Consider the following 20,121-nt stretch of genomic DNA (forward strand, 5'->3'; position numbering starts at 1 on the left):
GTTTATCAATAGAAAAGAAGTCATCACGTCTTGAAGCCAAGTGCCATTCCAGAGGTTGCTATCCTGCTCTGTACTTATAATGGTCAGCATTATCTGAGCGACCAACTCGATTCAGTGGCAGCTCAGACGTACTCGCATTGGGTTATGTGGGTGTCTGATGATGGCTCGCAAGATAATACCCTCTCAATTCTGGGTGAGTATAGGTCAAAATGGTCTAATGGGCGCTTATCTATTGTTCACGGCGCTGCTAGCGGCTTCGTGGCTAACTTTTTATCGCTAACCTGTCGCACTGAGATTCAAGCCGCGTATTACGCGTTTTGCGATCAGGATGACGTGTGGAATGCGGATAAACTCCAGCGAGCGGTGGAGTGTTTGCAGGCTATGCCGCCGGACATGCCTGCCTTGTATACCTCACGCACGTTGTTGGTTGATGCGGATAATCAGCCGTTGGGATTATCACCGTCTTTCCATCAATCCCCCTGTTTTATTCATGCCCTGACGCAGAACGTGGCAAGCGGCAATACGATGCTGTTCAATCACGCTGCTTGCCTGTTATTACGTGAAGCAGGTCAAGCTGTGCCAGTCGTAGCCCACGATTGGTGGCTTTATCTGTTGGTGACGGGAGCGGGTGGTAAAGTATTTTATGATGCTAGCCCAACGTTGCGTTACCGTCAGCACAGCGGCAATCTGGTGGGGATGAAAACGCACTGGTTGACGCGGCTAGTGCGCTTACGCACCTTGCGTGAAGTATGGCAGGGGACATTCCGTGCAGGAAATGACCGCCAACTGCAAGCATTACTGCGGATGCGTGCTAAACTCACCCCGCAAAACCAGCAAATAGTGACGCGGTTTATGGCGGCGCGAGAGCGTGGATTCTTACCCCGTTTGCTGGGTTTCTGGCAAGTGGGTATTTACCGTGAGCCGCTGTGGAGTCACTTCGGTCTCATTGCTGCCGCACTGTTTAAAAAAATTTAATTAGGTTGCCATGAAGCTATACCAGCCCCTTCCCATTAGTCCGCTCGCCTTGTTTGATTCCTTGTGGCGTAACCGTCAGCTTATTTGGCAAATGAGTAAGCGTGAAGTATTGGGGCGCTACCGTGGCTCGATGATGGGGGTGGCGTGGTCGTTCTTTAACCCGATTTTTATGCTGGCGGTATACACGTTTGTATTCAGCTTTGTATTCAAATCCCGCTGGGACGTGGATGTTAGCGTGGATCAAGGTGGATTCGCCGTCATTCTGTTCGCGGGAATGATCGTACATGGCTTGTTTGCTGAATGTGTCAACCGTGCACCTGGCTTGCTGCTCAACAATGTCAATTATGTGAAGAAAGTGGTGTTCCCGCTGGAAATCTTGCCGTGGACAATCTTGGTATCGGCGCTGTTTCACACCGCAATTAGTGTGTTGGTGTTGCTGGTGGCGGAATTATTGTTAATGCACCATGTACCGTGGACAATTTTGTTATTACCCTTGGTGTGGTTACCGTTTGTGGTGGCCATTATGGGGGTGAGTTGGTTTTTGGCATCGTTAGGCGTGTATTTGCGCGATGTGGCGCAAATTACCGGGTTGGTCACGACGGTGTTGTTATTCATGAGTCCGGTGTTTTACCCCTTATCAAAATTGCCGGAAAAGTTTCAGGCATTGCTGTTATTGAATCCGCTGACGTTTATGATTGAGCAAACCCGCGAAGTGTTGGTGTGGGGCAATCTGCCGAATTGGGGAGGATTGTTGATTTATAGTGTTTGTGCCGGTTTGGTGGCGTGGCTGGGGTTTGTGTGGTTTCAGAAAACCAGAGGAGGGTTTGCTGATGTCCTCTGAATTTGCGATTAAGATTGATGGAATTGGGAAAAATTACCATATTTATGAAAAACCCTATCACCGTTTGTTACAAATGTTTCGGGGTACGAAGAAAGTGTATTACCGTGATTTTTGGGCAGTCCGAGATGTGTCGGTAGCAATTAAAAAAGGTGAAACTGTTGGTATTATTGGACGCAATGGTTCGGGTAAGTCTACATTACTTCAGATGATTTGCGGCACATTGACCCCTAGTACCGGTCATATTACGGTAAATGGGCGGATAGCAGCTTTGTTAGAGTTAGGTGCTGGGTTTAATCCAGAATTCAGTGGACGTGAGAATGTTTACATGAATGCTGCGGTATTAGGTCTGAGTAACACGGATATTGATACCCGCTTTGCAGCTATTGCGGCGTTTGCCGATATTGGCGATTTCATTGAACAGCCTGTCAAAACGTATTCTAGTGGTATGTTTGTCCGTCTTGCCTTTGCGGTGATTGCCCATGTTGATGCTGACATTTTAGTGATTGATGAAGCATTGTCAGTGGGTGATGCCGTATTCTCCCAAAAATGTATGCGGTTTCTGCGCAAGTTTAAAGAGCACGGAACGTTGATTTTTGTGAGCCACGATATGGGGTCTGTACTGAATTTATGCGAACGTGCGGTATGGTTGCACGCTGGGCAATTAAAACAGATGGGGATATCCAAAGACGTTGCCGAGTCATACCTGCAATACACGTTACAAGAAACCTACGGGAATGACGTGCAATTACAGGAGCTTGCGGTGGGTAATATTACGGAGGTTAAGGATGTTCCCATAGAAATAGAGGCTGGTGCAGCGTTAATCGACTACGGTAGCCAGATGTCCGCCACTGAAAATATGCACATCGCAAATGGTTGGAAAACAGGAGCCGGAGAAATCCTTTCGGTACGGCTTGAACCTTTGATACCCCAGCCTACTAGCGTCTTGCGGGGCGGAGAAGCTGTTCGTATGGTGGTGACAGCTAAAACCCACCAAGATTTAGACCATCCCATCTTGGGATTTTTGGTTAGAGATCGCCTTGGGCAAGACTTGTTTGGCGAAAATACTTTGGCTTTTACGGATGTGAACCCAACACCTATAGCAGCAGGTAAAGTGTTTGAGGGTGAGTTTGTCTTTCGTTTGCCTATGTTACCCAATGGTCAATATATTGTAATGGCTTCATTGGCTAATGGTGATATTGTTAATCATGTACAGCACCATTGGCTGCATGATGCCTTGATTTTGAATATCTCATCGAGCAAGGTTCGTTGGGGTTTAGTTGGTATTCAATTCGATAAAGTTAATTTTAAAGAAGTCGTATGAAATCTATAAAAACATTACATCAAGAACATCAAGGCAAAGTTTCTGATAGATGGGCGAGCTATTTATCGGCATATGACAGGCTTTTTGCTAGTTATCAAGCGCAGCCAGTGAGCCTGTTGGAAATTGGTATACAGAATGGTGGTTCATTAGAGTTGTGGGGTAAGTATTTTCCTCAAGCGAAAATTCTTGTGGGGTGCGATATTAACCCTGATTGTTCCTGCCTCACATATACTGATCCACGTATTAATGTTGTGGTAGGGAATGCGAATACGGATACAACAGAACAAGCCGTGTTAGCGCAATCAGCCCAGTATGACCTCATTATTGACGATGGCTCACATATGTCAGCCGATATTGTTCAGTCGTTTGTACGGTATTTTCGTCATTTAACGCAGGGGGGAATGTTTGTTGCGGAAGATTTGCATTGTAGTTATTGGCAGTCTTTTGAAGGTGGTTTGTACTACCCGTATTCATCTATTGCATTCTTTAAACGGCTGGCGGATATTATTAATCATGAGCATTGGGGTATAGAATGCAATAGGACGCAACTCTTACAAGGTTTTGCGGAACATTTTGCGGTTGAATTTGACGAATCATGCCTTGCAGATATTCATTCGATTGAGTTTTTGAATTCATTGTGTGTTGTACATAAGCGTCCTGCGGCTTTGAATATGCTGGGTGAGCGCTGCGTGGCTGGGCAATTGGAGCTGGTTGTGTCGGGGCATAATAATGTGCGCGGTCAATTTTCTCAAGCGCCAGCCCAGTTGACAAACCCTTGGGCAACATTGGCAATAGCACCGGAAGAGCAGTGGGAAACCTTATCAGCAGCCGTGATGGCGCGTGCTGAGGAAATTGCTGACCTCAGAGCAGAGACTACTAGCCTTAATACAGAGATTATTAGCCTCAGGAAAACACTGCTTGAACGTGATGAGCATATTGCCATCATGAATCATTCAACCAGTTGGCGGATGACTAAGCCATTGCGGCTGGTTGCTGATCAGCTAAAACGTGCTAGACGAAGCGTTAAATTGGTGATGCCAGCTATTCAACGGGCGGGCGGTGTCCAACATACTGTGCGCAAAGCCTTGAGGATTTATCAAAACGAAGGCATTCACGGCATCAAGCGCAGTCTCAGGCAAGTGGAAATATCGCAAATACGGCATAATAGTCAACCGATTGATCCTATTTATTTACAAACAGTTAGTCAGCAGGCACAACAATGGTTTGTACCTCGCGTATTAATTATTGCTGAAATGAGCATTCCGCAATGCGTGAAATACCGTGTGCAGCAAAAAAGCGAGATGTTTGCCGCGTTGGGTATCGGTTGTTCTATTTTGCGATGGAATGATACGCAAGCGTGCATTGATGCTTTACAAACACATTCCTTGGTTATTTTTTATCGAGTGCCAGCGTATTCTTCGGTGGTATCAATCATCCAAGAAGCTCGGCGGTTACGTCTGCCTACATGGTGGGAAGTGGATGACTTTATTTTCGATAAGGAGGTGTTGGCTAACAGTAAAACCTTGGCGGCTCTCGATAAAAACGTGTTTGATCAACTCATTGAAGGGGCTGGTTTATACCGTCAGGCCATGCTGATGTGTGATGCGGGTATTGCTTCTACCACAGGATTGGCTGAGGCGATGCAACGTGCTGGTGTGCCAGCAGTACGGGTGATTGAGAATGCGTTAGACCAAGCAACATTAGCAGTAGCAGCAACCGTTTGCCGGGAACATCCTCGTCAGCAAACTGATTGTGTCCGTATTGTGTATGGTTCTGGAACGAATACGCATAATATTGATTTTGCAGAAGCTGCTCCAGCACTGCTTGCTGTCTTGGGTAAATTCCCGCAGGTGCGCTTCCGTTTGATTGGTACATTAGTACTTCCCGAAGGTTTTACGCGTTACTCTAGCCAAGTAGAAATTATCCCTTTTTGTGATTATGCAGCCTATTTGGGTTATATGGCTGAGTGTGATATTAGCATTGCACCGCTTGAAAATTACGTGTTTAACGATTCAAAAAGCAATATCAAATACCTTGAGGCATCCATTGTTAAGTTACCTTCGGTATGTTCGCCACGGGCAGCTTTTACCCAAGTCATACTTAACGGTGAAAGTGGCTTTTTGTGTGAAACAGATGAGGAGTGGGAGGTTGCATTAACGCAACTGGTGACGGATGCAGTTAAACGCATTCAAGTCGGCGAGGCGGCTTACGCTACGGTGATGCAGCATTATTCGCCCAGTAATATGGCTAAACAACAAGTTTTACCATTGCTGGAATCGTATAAACGGAGTCCTGCTAAGCTACGTATTCTTTCTGTCAATTGTTATTACCATCCGCGTTCTTTTGGGGGGGCAACGATTGTTGCAGAAGCTGTAAATCAATGGATTAATACACAAGAAGATTGTGAAGTTCATGTTTTCACTACAGTACCTGCTTCAGTAACACCACCGTATACGCTGAGACGTTACGATGCGAAGGGGATTAATGTTTACGGCGTAGGGATACCCGATATACTGGATGCTAAGACACAGTTTGATAACCCTGATATGGTGGTCGCGTTTGCCGATGTTCTTGCGGTAGTACAGCCTGACATCGTGCATTTCCATAGTATTCAAACCATCGGTGTTGCTGTAGTAGATTTGTGTATCCAACAAGGTATTCAATACGCAGTGACGCTGCATGATGCGTGGTGGTTATGTGGTCGCCAATTTATGATTAATCAACAAGGTAAATATTGCGAACAAGAGACCATTGAGCGCACAGTGTGCGCAAAATGTGTTGATAATCAACACTTAAACAGCTATCGCGACGAGCGCTTACGTCATGTGCTTCACAATGCTGTCTTACTATTATCACCTAGCCATTTTTTTGCTGATTTTTATAAAGCGAATGGCTTTACAGCGGTACGGGTGAATAAAAATGGTATCATGAAACCACATAATACTACTGCACGTATCCGTCGAGATGGGGCGCTACGGTTTGGTTATGTGGGAGGCAATACTGAAATCAAAGGCTTCCACCTGATTAAGAAAGTGTTTGCTAAATTAGATTATATTAACGCCAAGCTCGTTTTGGTTGATAATGCGATAAACCTTGGATTTGCTTCTTATCATCCGCTGGATTTAGCGGGTATCCCTAATGTGGAGGTTGTACCTGCTTATACGCAGCACAATATCGACGCATTTTTTTCCAGTATTGATGTGTTGCTGTTTCCCACGCAGTGGAAAGAAAGCTTTGGTCTGTCGGTACGTGAGGCATTGGCTAGAAATGTCTGGGTCATCGCTACTGATGCAGGAGGCGTTGTGGAGGATATTCGCGTGGGTGAGAACGGTTACATTATTCCGTTTACGGATAAAGGTGAGGGCTTGCAACAAGCGGTGTTGGATACGCTAGAGTATTTCGAACGTATCCCTGTTGGCGCGACCATTGCGCTGAGTACGCTGAATATCACCTTTTTTGATGAACAGGCGGCGGAACTGGCTACCTTATTCAAATCGGTGGTCAAACGTTAGTGTTGCAACAGTATGAGGACTTGAAGCCTTACGTTGTCGCGGTTGTTGTCACACACTACCCTGACCTCGCCCTATTGGGACGACAACTGATAAGCCTCGTACCGCAGGTGACAGCAGTCGTTATTGTGGACAATGGTTCGTCCGATGATCTTGTGGCATGGAATGCTCAAGGGGGCTTTTCGGTAACGGATGTTATCGCATTAGGTGAAAATAGAGGTATTGCAACCGCGCATAACATGGGCATCCGGTGGGCACGGCAACGTCAGGCAACCTTTGTGTTATTGATGGATCAAGACAGCATTCCTGCCGCTGATATGGTTAAACAGTTGTTGGCAATTGCTGCGACCTATCCCTCGTTAGCAGCAGCAGGGCCGCGTTACTGGGATGAACGGCAAGCGGTAGGTAGCAACAAGCTGACTGCGTTTATTCGGCTGGAAGGTTTACGGTTAAAACGCTGTTCTTGCGATACGGTAGATGCGGTTATTCCAGTGAGTTATCTGGTGTCTTCGGGGTGTTTGATACCGATGGCGGTCTTGGATAAAGTCGGTGACATGCGGGACGAGTTCTTTATTGATTATGTCGATTTTGAGTGGGGGTTGCGAGCTGCTCAACAAGGATTACAAAGTTATGGTGTTTGTGCAGCTCATTTACAGCACCGTCTTGGAGATTCGCATATTCGATTCTTCAAAAAAAATATACCCTTACACCGTCCTGTTAGGCACTACTATCTGTTGCGTAATGCGGTGATTTTATATAAAGAGCCGAGTGTATCGTTGCGCTGGAAAATAGCAGATGGGGTACGTTTACTACTTAAGTGCATTTTTTATGTCATGTTTGCCAAACAGCGCCTAACTCATGGTCGCATGATCCTGTTAGGAGGGTGGCATGGCTTATTAGGCAAAATGGGTAAATTCAATCAAGAGCCGTTTTGAAGGGAACTTTATCAGAAATCGCGTAAACCCCCGTCGTTCACGGCGAGACTGTAAGTGTCTTCGGCATTCTCTTTTTTTGCTATACTCATTCCCATGAATGTTACCCCCCACACCTTGAAAACCCTCAAAGTCCGCATCAGGGACAAACACGCGTCCGTGCTAAAGCAGTGGGCGTTTGAGTGCAATCAGGTATGGAACGCAGCCAACGCTATCACGGCAGAATACAGCTACATAGCCGTGCCAGAAGTCGGCTACCTCAGAAATAATTTCACTGCCTTCGACCTCGCCAAGAGCCAAGCGGCCTTCAAAAAATCACGCGGCTACTCCCTCCATTCTCAAACGGTTCAGGAAGTTACCAAAGCCCACGCCAAAGCGCGAAAGCAATTCAAGAAAGACAAGCTCCGCTGGTGCGTGTCTGGCGGTAGCCGCCGTTCTTTAGGCTGGATACCGTTCAAGTCGGGTGCAGCCGTTTGGTCGCTGGTATTTCAATGTCGTGGTGCAAGTGCCTGTGATTGAAGCGTCGGGGCGCGGTGAAGTCGGCATTGACCTTGGCTTAAAAGACTACGCCACCTGTAGCAATGGCGAGAAACTTCAAGCAAATCAATTCTACCGCAACGTCCAAAAACAATTGGGTATTGCCCAACGTGCCAACAAAAAACGGCGCGTCAAGGCTATCCATGCCAAGGTCAAAAACCGTAGAGCCGATGCTATCCACCAGTTCACCACTAAACTGGTGCGTCAGCATTCATTAATCGTTGTCGGCAACGTCAGCAGTAAATCCTTAGTCAAAATCAAAATGGCGAAAAGCGTCTTGGACGCAGGCTGGTTCATGCTGAAAACACAACTTGATGCAAAATCGAAAGCGATGCAAGGCGTGTTTCTGGAAGTCAACGAAGCGTACAGTACCCAAGCCTGTTTATGTTGCGGAAGTATTTCCATCAACAGTCCGAAAGGTAGAGCAGGACTTGGAATAAGAGAATGGACTTGCCCAGACTGTGGGGCGTTGCATGACAGATCCACTATCAGGGAATTGACACGATGAGTGAATGCTCATGGGCTTGGTACACCCGCCGATAACTATCCGCCATCTGTTGCACCGTAAACTGTTGCTCAACCATTTCGCGGCTGGCTCGGCCTAAACGTTCGCGCAATGTTGCATCGCCCGCCAGTGTTTTGATGGCGAGAAGCGCAGTGTCATCGTGTTGGAACAAATAGCCATTGCGCCCTGCTTGCACAATATCCAAATGCCCCGTGCATTCGCTCAACACTAGCGGTAAGCGGTGGCACATCGCCTGTAACGCAGACAACGGTAAACCCTCCCACGATGAAGTGGAGAGGTAAATATCTGCTTGTTGCAATTGCTCGGCAACTCCGGCGGGGCTAAGCCAGCCAGTGCAACGCAGGTTAGGCGCATTCAATACGTGTCGCAATTCTCCATCACCTACCCACACAAAGCGCAGATTAGGTTGATCCGCACACGCTTGCGCAATGGCATTGTAACGTGCCGGATTTTTCTGGGTGGAAATTCTGCCAACCAATATAACCGTACAGATAGTGTTACTCGTGGGTGTTTTTTCAGGGATAGCGGCGCAAGTGATGCCATTACTGATGAAGTCAGCTGGAATGCCATTGGCTGTAAAGCTATTCGCTTCGGATGCGGAACAGGCGATGACGTGGCCGCTGCATAGGCTGGCTAACTTTTCTAGCCAAATAAACAGTGATTGCTTGATCGAGGGAATATCTTGCCGCAGAAAGGCAACTCCGTGTGGCGTATAAATAACCCGTTCAGACTGCCAGACGAGTTTTGCTGCAATTCTGCCCAAAAACCCCGCCTTGGAAGAGTGCAAGTGAATAATGTCGCCATCCTGTTGCTTCAATAAGCGCATCAGACGATACAGTGCGACCACATCCCCCAAAGGTGAAATATCCCGCGTGACACCTACCCACGGCAACAGCGTTACGCTAGATGGGAACAAGGCTGCATAATTATTTGGCGTATCGGGTCGGTTGCCGTGAATGACAATATGCTCATGTTCCGGCATGGCATGAGTCAATTGGGCAACAAAATGCAATACACCTGCGGCAAACGATTCGGCTACGTGGATAACCTTCATAATGGGTATTTGTCTTTACTTTTTGGACGATTTACAGATGATAGTCAATTTTTATATTTTCTGCTCCAGCAGTTTTTCAATATGTTGATTAATGTCTTCTCGGAAGCGCTGCACTGAAAATTGTTGGGCAAATTGGCTGATATATTCAGCATCAAATTGCGCTTGTTGTGCTTCAAATGTATCCACCGCCTGACGAATAGCGGTAACCGTTTGCTCTGGGAAATGAATCCCCGTTTTGCCGTGAATCACCGTTTCTGCCGTGCCACCTTGGTTAAGGCAAATGACGGGCGTGCCACAGGCTTGCGCTTCCACCGGAATAATGCCGAAATCCTCCAATGCCGCGAAGACCAGCGCTTTGGCTTGCTGCATCAGTTGTGCTACGCGTGCATCATCCTGAAACCCTAGGAATTCGATATTGGCGGTGGCCATACCACGCAATTTGTCCATTTCAGAACCATTCCCGACCACCAGTAAGCGGCGCGGGGTATGCGCAAAGGCTTGTACAATCAAGTCCATGCGCTTGTATGGTACTAAGCGTGAGAAGGCTAGATAATAATCATCTTTATCTGTCGATAAGCTGAACCGTTCAGTATCAACCGGCGGGTAAATAACGTGCGCATCGCGCCGGTAAATTTTCTGAATACGCTTGCGTATGTAGTGTGAATTGGCGATAAAATGGTCTACACGGTTGCTGCTCAGCACATCCCACAGACGCAAGTGGTGTAAGGTGCGGCGACTAAGCCACGATTTAACGCTGCTATTTTGCAAGTTACCGCCGCGCAGGTAGTCATGGTACATATCCCATGCGTAACGTACTGGCGTGTGGCAATAGCACACATGCAATTGCCCGTGATGCGTCAGTACGCCTTTGGCAACCAAGTGTGAAGACGATAATACGAGGTCATACTTATCCAGATTGAACTGTTCAATCGCGATGGGGAACAGTGGCAAATACTGGCGGAAGTGCTTACGCGCAAAGGGTAGACGTTGGATAAACGATGTGTTGGTTTGTTTGCCGCCGAGGAGTGTTTGCCGATTCGCCTCATCCAACCAATCCACTAAGGTGAAGATGTCGGCATCTGGGTAGAGGGTATTGAATTCGCCTACGCACTTTTCCGAGCCTGCGACTTCGTTAAACCATTCATGCACGAGTGCTACTTGCATTTAAAAACCTTGGCAGTGATGAAACAGGTCTGTAACAATAGATAGAATGCGTTTCGCAAAAGCCGGAATTCTAGCACACATTTAACCATGACATCTGCTGTGCCGCTAGGTGATAGAGGGATGGGACAACCTATTATGAAAAATATAAGCCTTGCTCGGATACAGGGACAGTGGCCGGATATTGCTACCGTGAATTCGTGGTTGCTGATTCTGCTGGCGTTTACGTTTATGGATAGTATTGCTATCGGCAATATTTTACTGACACTTATTTTGATACTATGGGTATTTGAGGGTAATTTCTCTGAGAAATTCCAAGCTATCCGATACAATCCGTTTGCATTGGCAGCCGTTGCATTCGTGGGGTTGCATTTTCTTGGTTTGCTGTGGACGAGTGATTGGGAATTTGCAGCATTTATCTTGAAAAAAGAATTCAAGTACTTGATGATTCCCGTGTTGATGACCGTTCTAAAACGTGAGCATATTCCGTATTATTTGCTGGCATTTTTCTTGTCCATGTTGTTGCTGGTGGGCATTTCATACAGTATTTATTTAGAGATTATGCCGCCTTATGCTATTTTTGGATTAGAAAAAGTCGAAGATCCGACCCCGTTTGTGGGGCATATCGTTTACAACCCCGTGCTGGCATTTACCCTGTATCTGCTGCTGTATGCGGTATTTTTGTGGAAGCCATTGTCGTTGCCTCTCAAAGTGTTGGGTTTGGTAGTGTTCGTTATCATGGGCGTGGATATGTTCCTAACCCAAGGGCGCATGGGGCAAGTGGTGTTTTTGGTGCTGTTGTCGCTGTTTGTGTTCCAGTTCTATCAGGGCAAATTGCTCAAGCCAGCGTTGATTGCGCTGGCACTGGTGGCGACGATTGCCCCAGCGGCTTACGTGTTTAGCCCCGTAGTGCAGGATAGGGTGAATCTGGCTGTTTATGAAGTGCAGAACTATGAGCAAGAGCCTAATTCCAGCATGGGTTTGCGCGTGATTATGCTGCTGAATTCGTTTGAAATGATTCAAGAAAATCCGCTGCTTGGCGTGGGTACGGGGGATTATCGCCAAGAGTACATCAAGGTGAATCAGGAAAACTTCCCTGAAGCTGATCGGGGTGAGGTGCTTAACCACCCGCATAATGTGTACGTGCAGGAAATGGTGCAATTTGGTGTGTTGGGTTTGCTGGTATTGGGCTACATGTTTTACGCGATGTTGAGCTTGTATCGGCGCTCGACGAGTCCGCTGCGTCCGGTGATGCTGGCTTTCCCCGTGTTTTATTTTGTGATCTTTTTTTCCGACGGCTATATCATGGATCATTATTTGACGTTCCTCTTTTTGCTGCTGGGTTCTCTCTTGTATGTCGACGATCAACGTTCCCGTGATTAAGCGTATTCTGGTTATTATCCGGCGATCCAACGGTGATGTGTTGCTGGCTTCCCCCCTCATTCAACACTTGCATGAACACTATCCTGAGGCGGTGATTGATCTGCTGGTGAATGACGATACTTTGGGTGTTGCCAAAGCCTTGCAGCCGATTCGCCAGATTCTGGTGTATTCGTATCGGTGGAAAACACTGCCAAAGTGGGAGCGCTTACAGAAAACGTTTGGGTTGATGCGAGTGCTGTTGCGGCGTTATGACTTAGCGATTTCGTTGACTGCCACGGATAGCAGTGTGTTATATGCGCTGTTAGCTGCCCGCCATGCTATCAGTACCATTGAGGCTGAACCACGCAAAAATTGGTGGAAAAAACGCCTGTTGACAGGGTATTACTTGCCAGACCCTGCTCGCCATACGTTGTTGAATAATCTCGAACCCCTGCGTTTGCTGGGTATTCCGGTCGGGAAAATTGTGCCTACAGTACATCATTCCGCGTCCAGTAAAGCGGCAGTGTTGGCAAAATTGCAGGCGGCTACTATTGGTCAGTTCATTATTTTCCACCCCTCCGCGCAATATGGCTACAAGGTTTATCCAGAAGCCTTGCGCCATGCTTTGTTGCAGCAGCTCAGTGGTTTGGGCATCCCTATCGTGGTAACGGGGGCGCAAACGGCGCTGGATTTGCAGATAAAAGCTACTTTGCCCGTATTGGCGAATGTATACGATTGGATTGGTGCAACCAGCCTTGATGAATACATTGCTCTGAGCAATTTGTCGCTGGCTTATGTTGGGGGTGATACCTTGAATATGCACATTGCTGCTGCACAAAATAAGCGCGTGTTCGCCATTTTTGGTCCGACGTTGTTGGGTGTTTGGTCGCCGTGGTCGAATGCCTTGCAGTGCAATGCTACGCATAGTCAGCCCCAGCAAATCTATGGGAATATCACTGTGTTTCAGGCAGATATGCCGTGTGTGCCGTGTGGTAAAAAAGGGTGCGATGATCAGCAGGGTAACAGCGAATGCTTGCAGCGGATTGAGCCAAGCAAGATTTTCGCTGAAGTTAATACTTGGTGGCAACAGGAGCAAGTGTGAAAATTTCAGTCATTGTGACTACGTATAACCGCCCACGGGCATTAGAAATTGTCCTGCACAGCTTATTCCAGCAACAACGTTTGCCTGACGAAATTATCGTGGCAGATGATGGTTCAACACCAGACACCGCCGCATTGCTAACGATGTTACAAGCGCTGTCGCCTTGCCCTTTGCACCACGTTTGGCACGCAGATGAGGGTTTTCGTGCTGCCGAGATTCGGAATAAAGCGGCTGCTCAAGCCACGGGTGACTACCTGATTTTTTTGGATGGCGATAGCGCAGTATTGGCGAATTTTATTGCTCAGCACGAACGCTTGGCAGAAAAAGGCTGGTTGGTGGCGGGCAATCGCGTGCTACTGAATGCGGCATTGACGGCGGATTGGGAAGCAGGATGTTGTGATCCATTGCACTTTTCCGCGCTGACTTGGCTCAAGCAACGGCTCGCAGGTAAGGTAAACCGCTTATTGCCCTTGTTGCGTTGGTCAGTTACAGCGCAATGGCGTAAGAACAAGCCAACGGCGTGGGCGGGCGCAAAAACCTGCAATTTGGCACTATGGCGGCAGGATTTTGTTGCGGTCAATGGTTTCGATGCGCTGTTTCAAGGCTGGGGACACGAAGATGCCGATCTGGTGGTTAGGTTGATCAATCACGGGGTATTGCGCAAAGAAGGGCGCTTCGCTGTGCCGATTCTGCACTTGTGGCATAAGGAAAGTCCGCGTGAATTTGAGTCAGCGAACCTGCAACGCTTACAAGCACGTATCGCAGATAAAACGTTTATTCGGGCAATCAAGGGTGTGGAATAATGACAAAAATAAGTGGGTTAGTGATTACCTATAACGAGGCGCAGCATATTCGTGCCTGCCTTGAATCGCTGTTGCAAGTGTGTGATGAAGTCATCGTGGTCGATTCCCTCAGCACCGATGACACAGTGGCGATTGCGACAGCACTGGGGGCGAAGGTGTATTCACAAGCCTTTCTCGGTTATGGCTTGCAAAAAAACCACGGGCTAGCGTTTTGCCAACACGTATGGGTACTGAGTTTGGATGCGGACGAGCGGCTGGATGCGGATGCAATTGCCGATATTCAGCGCTTGGATTTGGTGAATAGCCAGTACGATACCTATGAATTTCGCCGTAAAAATCTGTTTCATGGCAAATGGATACGCTGCACGACGTGGTATCCCGACTATGTGCGGCGCTTATTTCACCGCGAAAAAGTGCGCTTTTCGGAGGCGCAGTGTCACGAAAAAGTGGAAAGTACCGCGCATACCCAACTGGATTCGCACATCATTCATTATTCCTTCACCGACTACCACGACATGCTCCACAAGCTGAATAAGTATTCCACGCAATATGCGGCGGATAATAGCGGCACGAAAAAACGGGTAAGCGTGTGGTCGCCTGCGTTACACGGTCTGTTTGCCTTCCTCAAAAATTACGTGATCAGAGGCGGTATTTTGTGCGGATTTGACGGCTTCAATATTTCCTTGCTGAATGCGCTGGGGTCTTATTTCAAGTACGCCAAGTTGCTGGAAAAACAACGTTATAGCGGAGCCAAACCGTGAAAGTCAGTGCGTGCACCTTTATTCGTAATGGGCAGATTTTAGGTTATCCGTTTGTGGAATCCATCCAATCCGTGTTGCCGATTGTGGATGAGTTTGTGATTGTGGTCGGGCAAGGCGACGATGACACCCTGAGTGTATTGCAAAACCTCAATGAGCCGAAAATCCGCCTGATCGAAACGGTGTGGAATGACCACATGCGCGTCAAAGGCTATGTGTACGGTCAGCAAAAAATGATCGCGCAATTTGCGTGTACCGGCGACTGGATTTTCTATCTGGAAGCAGATGAAGTGGTGCATGAAAATGATTTGCCGACGATTCGCGCCAGTATGCAGCAATACCTACACGATGAGCGGGTGGAGGCGCTGATTTTCGATTACCTGCATTTTTACGGCAATGCCAACACCTATTTGTGGTCGCCGGGTTGGTATCGGCGTGCGCCGCGCATTATCAAAGCGTCGGTGAGAAGTTATGCGCCAGATGGCTTGTTTTGGTTGGTGTTAGCCAGCAATAAACACGGGCGTTATCCCAAAGCAGTGCACACAGGGGCGACGATGTACCACTACGGTTGGGTCAGGAGCGAGGCGCAAATGAACCTCAAAGCCAGCCGCGTAGAAAAATACTGGAGCAAGCAAAACGTGGCGATTGATTACCGTGAGATGGATGGGCGTATCTTGCGCGAATTCACTGGCACACATCCCGCCATTATGCAGACGTATTTGCCGACTGAACCCGGTTTGTTTCAAGTGAACCCTGCCTACCAACCCACTCGCAAGCAGCAAAAACATTGGTGGATGCTGAAGCTAGAGCGTTGGTTCGGGCTGGAACTCAGCAAAAAACATTACACGTTGGTGCGTTAATCATGCTCTACCTGCACCATTCCAATCACCTCGAACAGCTTGCCAGTCAATTTGCCGAACTCCAGCGTCATGAACCGTTAGCACCGCTGCAAACCGAACAGGTCGTGGTGCAAAATAGCGGCATGGGGCGTTGGTTATCGCTGCAAACGGCAGGCTACAATGGCATCGTTGCGAATATTCGCTACTTGTTTCCAGCGGAAATGACGTGGGAATTGCTGCGGATGGCCTTGGGGGGGGCTGTGCCGGAAAAAGACCCGTGTGCGCCTGCGGTGATGCGCTGGCGTTTGCTGGACATTTTCCTACAAGAGCCGGAGGCTTGGCCTGAATTAGCGCGTTACCTTGATGGCGGTGCAACGGCTGCGTGGCAATTAGCGGCACAAATTACCAAAGTGTTTGACCAATACTTATTCTTCCGCCCCGACTGGATACGTGAATGGGAACAGTGCAAAGGTGCAACTGACGATTGGCAAGCTCGCTTGTGGTGGCGCGTCGCGGGCGCACAGCAATTGCCGCATTGGGTACGCTTGCAGGATAATTTTGCGGCGGCTTTGGGCACGATAGATAGAGATAAATTACCCTCGCGGCTGTGCTTCTTTTCCGTACCCGTGTTGTCGCCCGGTTATGTGCAATTGCTGGGCAAGGTTGCCGAATACATCGACATCCACATCTACCTAATGAATCCGTGTGCAGAGTATTGGGGTGACATCGAAACCGAAAAGCGCAAACGCAAGCAGAAAGTCGATGTGCAAGATTACTTCAATGTCGGCAATCCGCTGCTGGCATCGTGGGGGCGGCAAGGGCGCGACTTCCTCGATTTGCTGATCGACGCGAATGCGCTCGACGATGATGCGCAGTTCTATGAGCCAGATGAAATCACGCTGCTAGGACGTGTACAAGCGGACATGCTGCACCTGCGTATGCCTGAATTGCTCCCCTCGCCCCTTGATTCCTCCATCGCCTTCCACGCCTGCCATTCCCCCATGCGCGAAGTCGAAGTGCTCTACGATCAGCTTCTCGCCTTGTTTGCGGCAAATCCCGACGTAACGCCTGCTGATGTGGTGGTGATGACCCCCGATATTGACACTTACGCGCCGTATTTGGATGCGGTGTTTTCCAGCGCAGTCCATCCCTTGCCGTTTAGCATTGCGGATCGTAGCCCCGGTTATACGCAAAGCATTACCAATTTGTGTGAACACTTGCTGGCGATTCCGCAAGGGCGTTGTGATGTCGAAAGCATCTTGACCTTGCTGGAATTTGAGGAGGTGCGCACGCGCTTAGGCGTGGATGAGGCGCAAGTCATGCAATGCCGGGCGTGGATAAGGGCGGTGAATATTCGTTGGGGCAGTGATGCGGAAATGCGCCCCGAACTCGGCGGGGCAAATACGCCGGAACATACGTGGCGTTACGGGCTGGATCGTTTGCTGTTGGGCTATGCCATGCCCGGTGATGAGTTGTTCGGCGGTATTTTGCCGTGGAATGAGATTGAAGGCAGTCAGGCAGAAGTGCTAGGGCGTTTACAGCAAGTACTGGATGCAGTTTTCGAGCTAGCTACATGGGCGCAACAACAGCAAACCGTGAGCGAATGGAATCGGCGTTTCCGTTACTTGCTGGATGCGGTGGTGGGTGAGGATGCACCGTTGCAAGCCGTGTGGCAAGCACTGGATACGCTAGAAAAGACACTGACTCAAGCCGAATTTACGCAGCCGCTGGCATGGGCGATTTACCAAAGTGCTTTGCTGGAATTGCTCGACAAACGCAGCGAATCCGACGGCTTTTTGGGGCGTGGGATTACCTGTTGCGCCTTGATGCCAATGCGTACCGTGCCGTTCCGGTTTGTGGCACTGATTGGCATGAATGATGGGATTTACCCACGTCGCGATGCGCGTGCCAGTTTTGACCGCATGGGGCAAGCGATTAAGCGCGGCGACCGCCTCAAGCGTGATGAAGACCGCTACCTGTTTCTGGAAAGCATTCTCTCCGCCCGCGATTGGCTGTACATCAGCTACATTGGGCAAAGCCCGCATGATAACAGCGAGTTACCTCCGTCGGTGCTGGTCAGTGAATTGCTGGATTATGTGGAACGTTGTGTACCGGATAGTCGCCAAACGCTGCTGACCAAACACCCGCTACAAGCTTTCAGTCGCAAATATTTACGCGGTGAGAATGGCTTGTTCACCTATAACCAATACGTGGAGCAGGGGAGTGCGGCACAACATCGCCTTTGTCCGCCGTTCTGGCAGAGTGATGTGCTGCCTGAACCCGACCCTAGCTACCGCCACGTCAGCCTTGCTTCCCTGATCCGCTTTTATCAACAACCGGCACGATTCTTTCTGAAAGAACGTTTCGGTTTGCGCTTAACCGAATACGGCGACGAACTGCCGATACGCGAACCGTTTGGCTTGGAAAAGTACAGCGAGCGGGATGTACGCTCGTGTATTTTCCGGCAATTGCAACAGGAACAACCAGCCGCGAGTGCTGAAGCGTTGTTGCGGGCGCAAGGGCTATTGCCGCACGGTAAACCCGGTGAGTTGGTATTCCGTAAAGAGGCGGGGATTACCGAGGATTTTTTCCACAGCATTCAGCCGTTGCCGCTCTTGCAACGTGAAACGGTTAGCTTGACGTTGGGGGAGTTTCAGTTGAGCGGTACATTGGGTGATTTGGATAAAACCACGGGGCGCACCGTGTATGAATTCGACAAACTCAGTTACTGGAATTGGTTGGATATTTGGCTGCATCATCTGGCGCTGAATACCTTGCCGGAGAGCATTTGCCCGCATCAAACCTTGATTTACACGCCGGAAAAAAGCTATCAATTGCAAGCTGTGGCGAATGCACAGGAGCAGTTACACCAATTGTTGGAATGGTATTGGCAAGGCTTGCACGAGCCGTTGGCGTTTTTCCCCAAATCTGGCTTCAATTTGATGGAACAGAAAGTGCCGGATGTGGCAAAAATCATGAGTACGTGGGATGGCAGCGGTAGCTTTGCAGGTGAATGCGAGAAGCCCGAATACCGTTTGCTGTACCGTGGTGTCAATCCGCTGGAAGCACAGGAAGACGCGTTCGTGGCAATTGCCAGCGGGGTATTCGGGCAAATGGTTAGCGCAAGGACAGGATAGGCCAGCTTTTTTCCAAGGCAATGGCACGCAGGGTGTCATCGGGGTCAACCGCGATGGGGTTGTCGACCATTTCCAATAACGGCAAATCATTGCGTGAGTCGCTGTAGAAATAGCTGCCACTGAGGGTTTCCGCGCTGGTTTCTAGCCATTGTTGCAAGCGGGTGACTTTGCCTGCTTGGAAGCAAGGGATGCCGTCAATTTCGCGGGTATAATGTCCATCCACCACCTTCGGTTCAGTCGCTAGCAAATGCGGAATGCCAAACGCCTCCACAATCGGGCGGGTAATGAAGCTATTGGTGGCGGTAATCACCATGAGCGTGTGTCCTTGTTCACGGTGTTGTTCGACCAGTTGCCGTGCTGCATCGGTGATCAATGGCTGGATAACACTGACCATAAATTCACGGTGCAGTACTGCGAGTTCTGCCATGCTGTGTTCACTCAATGGTTCAAAAGCGAAAGCTGAATAAGCGTGAATGTCTAATACGCCTTGTTTGTATTGCTCGAAAAAATATAAGTTAGCAGCCGCATATTGCTCAGGTTCAACCAAGCCCTTTCCGATGAGAAATTGTCCCCATTGGTAATCGCTGTCACCCTTGAGAAGGGTGTGATCCAAGTCAAAAAGTGCCAAGGTCATGCGTTTTTCGCTCCGTTTGCGGAAAACCGACAATTGTACCTGCTTTTTGGCAGCGTTAAATTGCCGAATCATGACAGTTGTGGAAAAATCAGGGAAAGTTCAGCTTTGGAGAGTGAATCGTGATTGATGAGGAAGGATTCAGGGCCAATGTTGGCATCATCCTCTGCAATTACGACGGGAAAGTGTTTTGGGGGAAACGGTTAGGACAGGATTCCTGGCAGTTTCCACAGGGAGGAATCGATCAGGGAGAAAGACCGATAGACGCGATGTTTCGTGAGCTGTACGAAGAAGTCGGTTTGCGGCACGATCAAGTGCAAGTTGTCGGAGAAACGCGAGGATGGCTGCGCTATCGCATCCCCCATTACATGATTCGCCGTCGTGCGAGGCCGTTGTGCATCGGGCAAAAACAACGTTGGTTTTTACTGCGTTTGTTATGCCAGGATCATGATGTCAATTTGGAGGCAACCGGGAAACCGGAATTTGACCATTGGGAGTGGGTAGACTATTGGAAGCCCGCCAACCAAGTGGTGTTTTTTAAACGCAGAGTCTACAACCGAGCGCTGAATGAGTTAGCGCCGTTTTTGGAGTAAAATACCCCTCACCCCCAGCCCCCTCTCTCTCAAGGGGCGC

At 48.8% G+C, this 20,121-nt stretch carries 17 protein-coding genes; 14 read left to right on the top strand and 3 right to left on the bottom strand.

Annotated elements, in window-relative coordinates:
• The first annotated feature begins 30 nt into the window (after positions 1 to 30).
• The 7 genes from J1836_RS09925 (at position 31) to J1836_RS21790 (ending at position 8,623) form a co-directional block, all read left to right on the top strand.
• Entirely contained in the window at positions 31 to 975 is a 945-nt protein-coding gene (locus J1836_RS09925; protein ID WP_207250945.1) for a glycosyltransferase family 2 protein, read from the top strand.
• A 10-nt stretch (positions 976 to 985) separates the two neighbouring features.
• Positions 986 to 1,816, top strand: a complete 831-nt coding sequence (locus J1836_RS09930; protein WP_207250946.1) for an ABC transporter permease — start codon at positions 986 to 988, stop codon at positions 1,814 to 1,816.
• Positions 1,806 to 3,137 (top strand): ABC transporter ATP-binding protein, encoded by a 1,332-nt coding sequence (locus tag J1836_RS09935; protein WP_207250947.1) that lies wholly within the window; start codon positions 1,806 to 1,808, stop codon positions 3,135 to 3,137. Before J1836_RS09930 ends, J1836_RS09935 begins: the two co-directional genes overlap by 11 nt.
• Positions 3,134 to 6,649, top strand: a complete 3,516-nt coding sequence (locus J1836_RS09940; protein ID WP_207250948.1) for a glycosyltransferase — start codon at positions 3,134 to 3,136, stop codon at positions 6,647 to 6,649. Before J1836_RS09935 ends, J1836_RS09940 begins: the two co-directional genes overlap by 4 nt.
• Positions 6,650 to 6,669: 20 nt before the next feature.
• Complete coding sequence (locus J1836_RS09945; protein ID WP_207250949.1) at positions 6,670 to 7,581, top strand: glycosyltransferase family 2 protein; 912 nt, start codon at positions 6,670 to 6,672, stop codon at positions 7,579 to 7,581.
• Between the two features lie 93 nt (positions 7,582 to 7,674).
• Positions 7,675 to 8,097 carry a hypothetical protein gene (locus tag J1836_RS21785; RefSeq protein ID WP_278189473.1) on the top strand — a complete coding sequence of 141 codons (423 nt, stop codon included), beginning with the start codon at positions 7,675 to 7,677 and terminating at the stop codon, positions 8,095 to 8,097.
• Positions 8,042 to 8,623 (top strand): RNA-guided endonuclease InsQ/TnpB family protein, encoded by a 582-nt coding sequence (locus J1836_RS21790; RefSeq protein WP_278189474.1) that lies wholly within the window; start codon positions 8,042 to 8,044, stop codon positions 8,621 to 8,623. The genes J1836_RS21785 and J1836_RS21790 overlap by 56 nt, the downstream gene beginning before the upstream one ends.
• Here the strand turns inward: J1836_RS21790 and J1836_RS09955 are convergent.
• Complete coding sequence (locus J1836_RS09955; RefSeq protein ID WP_207250950.1) at positions 8,604 to 9,695, bottom strand: glycosyltransferase; 1,092 nt, start codon at positions 9,693 to 9,695, stop codon at positions 8,604 to 8,606. The two genes, J1836_RS21790 and J1836_RS09955, sit on opposite strands and share 20 nt — an antisense overlap.
• A 51-nt stretch (positions 9,696 to 9,746) precedes the next feature.
• Positions 9,747 to 10,859 carry a glycosyltransferase family 4 protein gene (locus J1836_RS09960; RefSeq protein ID WP_207250951.1) on the bottom strand — a complete coding sequence of 371 codons (1,113 nt, stop codon included), beginning with the start codon at positions 10,857 to 10,859 and terminating at the stop codon, positions 9,747 to 9,749.
• 135 nt (positions 10,860 to 10,994) lie between these two features.
• On the opposite strand from J1836_RS09960, the gene J1836_RS09965 reads away from it, so the two are divergent.
• The 6 genes from J1836_RS09965 to recC are packed head-to-tail and all read left to right on the top strand — an operon-like array spanning position 10,995 to position 18,857.
• Positions 10,995 to 12,239: an O-antigen ligase family protein gene (locus tag J1836_RS09965; protein ID WP_207250952.1), complete on the top strand. Its 1,245-nt coding sequence runs from the start codon at positions 10,995 to 10,997 to the stop codon at positions 12,237 to 12,239.
• The gene (locus tag J1836_RS09970; protein ID WP_242632791.1) at positions 12,211 to 13,320 is read left to right on the top strand and encodes a glycosyltransferase family 9 protein; all 1,110 of its coding nucleotides are present in this window, start codon (positions 12,211 to 12,213) and stop codon (positions 13,318 to 13,320) included. Before J1836_RS09965 ends, J1836_RS09970 begins: the two co-directional genes overlap by 29 nt.
• Positions 13,317 to 14,123, top strand: coding sequence for a glycosyltransferase family 2 protein (locus J1836_RS09975; RefSeq protein ID WP_242632792.1), 807 nt, complete (start codon positions 13,317 to 13,319; stop codon positions 14,121 to 14,123). Before J1836_RS09970 ends, J1836_RS09975 begins: the two co-directional genes overlap by 4 nt.
• A complete protein-coding gene (locus J1836_RS09980) occupies positions 14,123 to 14,884 on the top strand; it encodes a glycosyltransferase family 2 protein (RefSeq protein ID WP_207250954.1) in 762 nt (253 codons plus the stop codon). The genes J1836_RS09975 and J1836_RS09980 overlap by 1 nt, the downstream gene beginning before the upstream one ends.
• On the top strand, positions 14,881 to 15,741 hold the full coding sequence (locus J1836_RS09985; RefSeq protein ID WP_207250955.1) for a glycosyltransferase family protein: 861 nt from the start codon (positions 14,881 to 14,883) through the stop codon (positions 15,739 to 15,741). Before J1836_RS09980 ends, J1836_RS09985 begins: the two co-directional genes overlap by 4 nt.
• Positions 15,742 to 15,743: 2 nt before the next feature.
• Positions 15,744 to 18,857, top strand: a complete 3,114-nt coding sequence (recC, locus tag J1836_RS09990) for an exodeoxyribonuclease V subunit gamma (RefSeq protein ID WP_207250956.1) — start codon at positions 15,744 to 15,746, stop codon at positions 18,855 to 18,857.
• Here the strand turns inward: recC and J1836_RS09995 are convergent.
• Positions 18,838 to 19,563: a histidinol-phosphatase gene (locus J1836_RS09995; RefSeq protein ID WP_307792574.1), complete on the bottom strand. Its 726-nt coding sequence runs from the start codon at positions 19,561 to 19,563 to the stop codon at positions 18,838 to 18,840. The genes recC and J1836_RS09995 overlap by 20 nt on opposite strands.
• A 47-nt stretch (positions 19,564 to 19,610) precedes the next feature.
• On the opposite strand from J1836_RS09995, the gene J1836_RS10000 reads away from it, so the two are divergent.
• Positions 19,611 to 20,081 (top strand): RNA pyrophosphohydrolase, encoded by a 471-nt coding sequence (locus J1836_RS10000; protein WP_207250957.1) that lies wholly within the window; start codon positions 19,611 to 19,613, stop codon positions 20,079 to 20,081.
• Positions 20,082 to 20,121: the final 40 nt, after the last annotated feature.

It is taken from the genome of Thiothrix fructosivorans (assembly GCF_017349355.1).
GTDB classification, from domain to species: Bacteria; Pseudomonadota; Gammaproteobacteria; order Thiotrichales; family Thiotrichaceae; genus Thiothrix; species Thiothrix fructosivorans.

What these genes read in the sequence shown, in the direction of transcription:
- J1836_RS09930 (WP_207250946.1), top strand. Translation starts at nt 986, where the DNA reads ATGAAGCTATACCAGCCCCTTCCCATTAGTCCGCTCGCCTTGTTTGAT.
- J1836_RS09935 (WP_207250947.1), top strand. Translation starts at nt 1,806, where the DNA reads ATGTCCTCTGAATTTGCGATTAAGATTGATGGAATTGGGAAAAATTAC.
- J1836_RS09940 (WP_207250948.1), top strand. Translation starts at nt 3,134, where the DNA reads ATGAAATCTATAAAAACATTACATCAAGAACATCAAGGCAAAGTTTCT.
- J1836_RS21785 (WP_278189473.1), top strand. Translation starts at nt 7,675, where the DNA reads ATGAATGTTACCCCCCACACCTTGAAAACCCTCAAAGTCCGCATCAGG.
- J1836_RS09955 (WP_207250950.1), bottom strand. Translation starts at nt 9,695, where the DNA reads ATGAAGGTTATCCACGTAGCCGAATCGTTTGCCGCAGGTGTATTGCAT.
- J1836_RS09960 (WP_207250951.1), bottom strand. Translation starts at nt 10,859, where the DNA reads ATGCAAGTAGCACTCGTGCATGAATGGTTTAACGAAGTCGCAGGCTCG.
- J1836_RS09965 (WP_207250952.1), top strand. Translation starts at nt 10,995, where the DNA reads ATGAAAAATATAAGCCTTGCTCGGATACAGGGACAGTGGCCGGATATT.
- J1836_RS09970 (WP_242632791.1), top strand. Translation starts at nt 12,211, where the DNA reads ATGTCGACGATCAACGTTCCCGTGATTAAGCGTATTCTGGTTATTATC.
- J1836_RS09980 (WP_207250954.1), top strand. Translation starts at nt 14,123, where the DNA reads ATGACAAAAATAAGTGGGTTAGTGATTACCTATAACGAGGCGCAGCAT.
- recC (WP_207250956.1), top strand. Translation starts at nt 15,744, where the DNA reads ATGCTCTACCTGCACCATTCCAATCACCTCGAACAGCTTGCCAGTCAA.
- J1836_RS09995 (WP_307792574.1), bottom strand. Translation starts at nt 19,563, where the DNA reads ATGATTCGGCAATTTAACGCTGCCAAAAAGCAGGTACAATTGTCGGTT.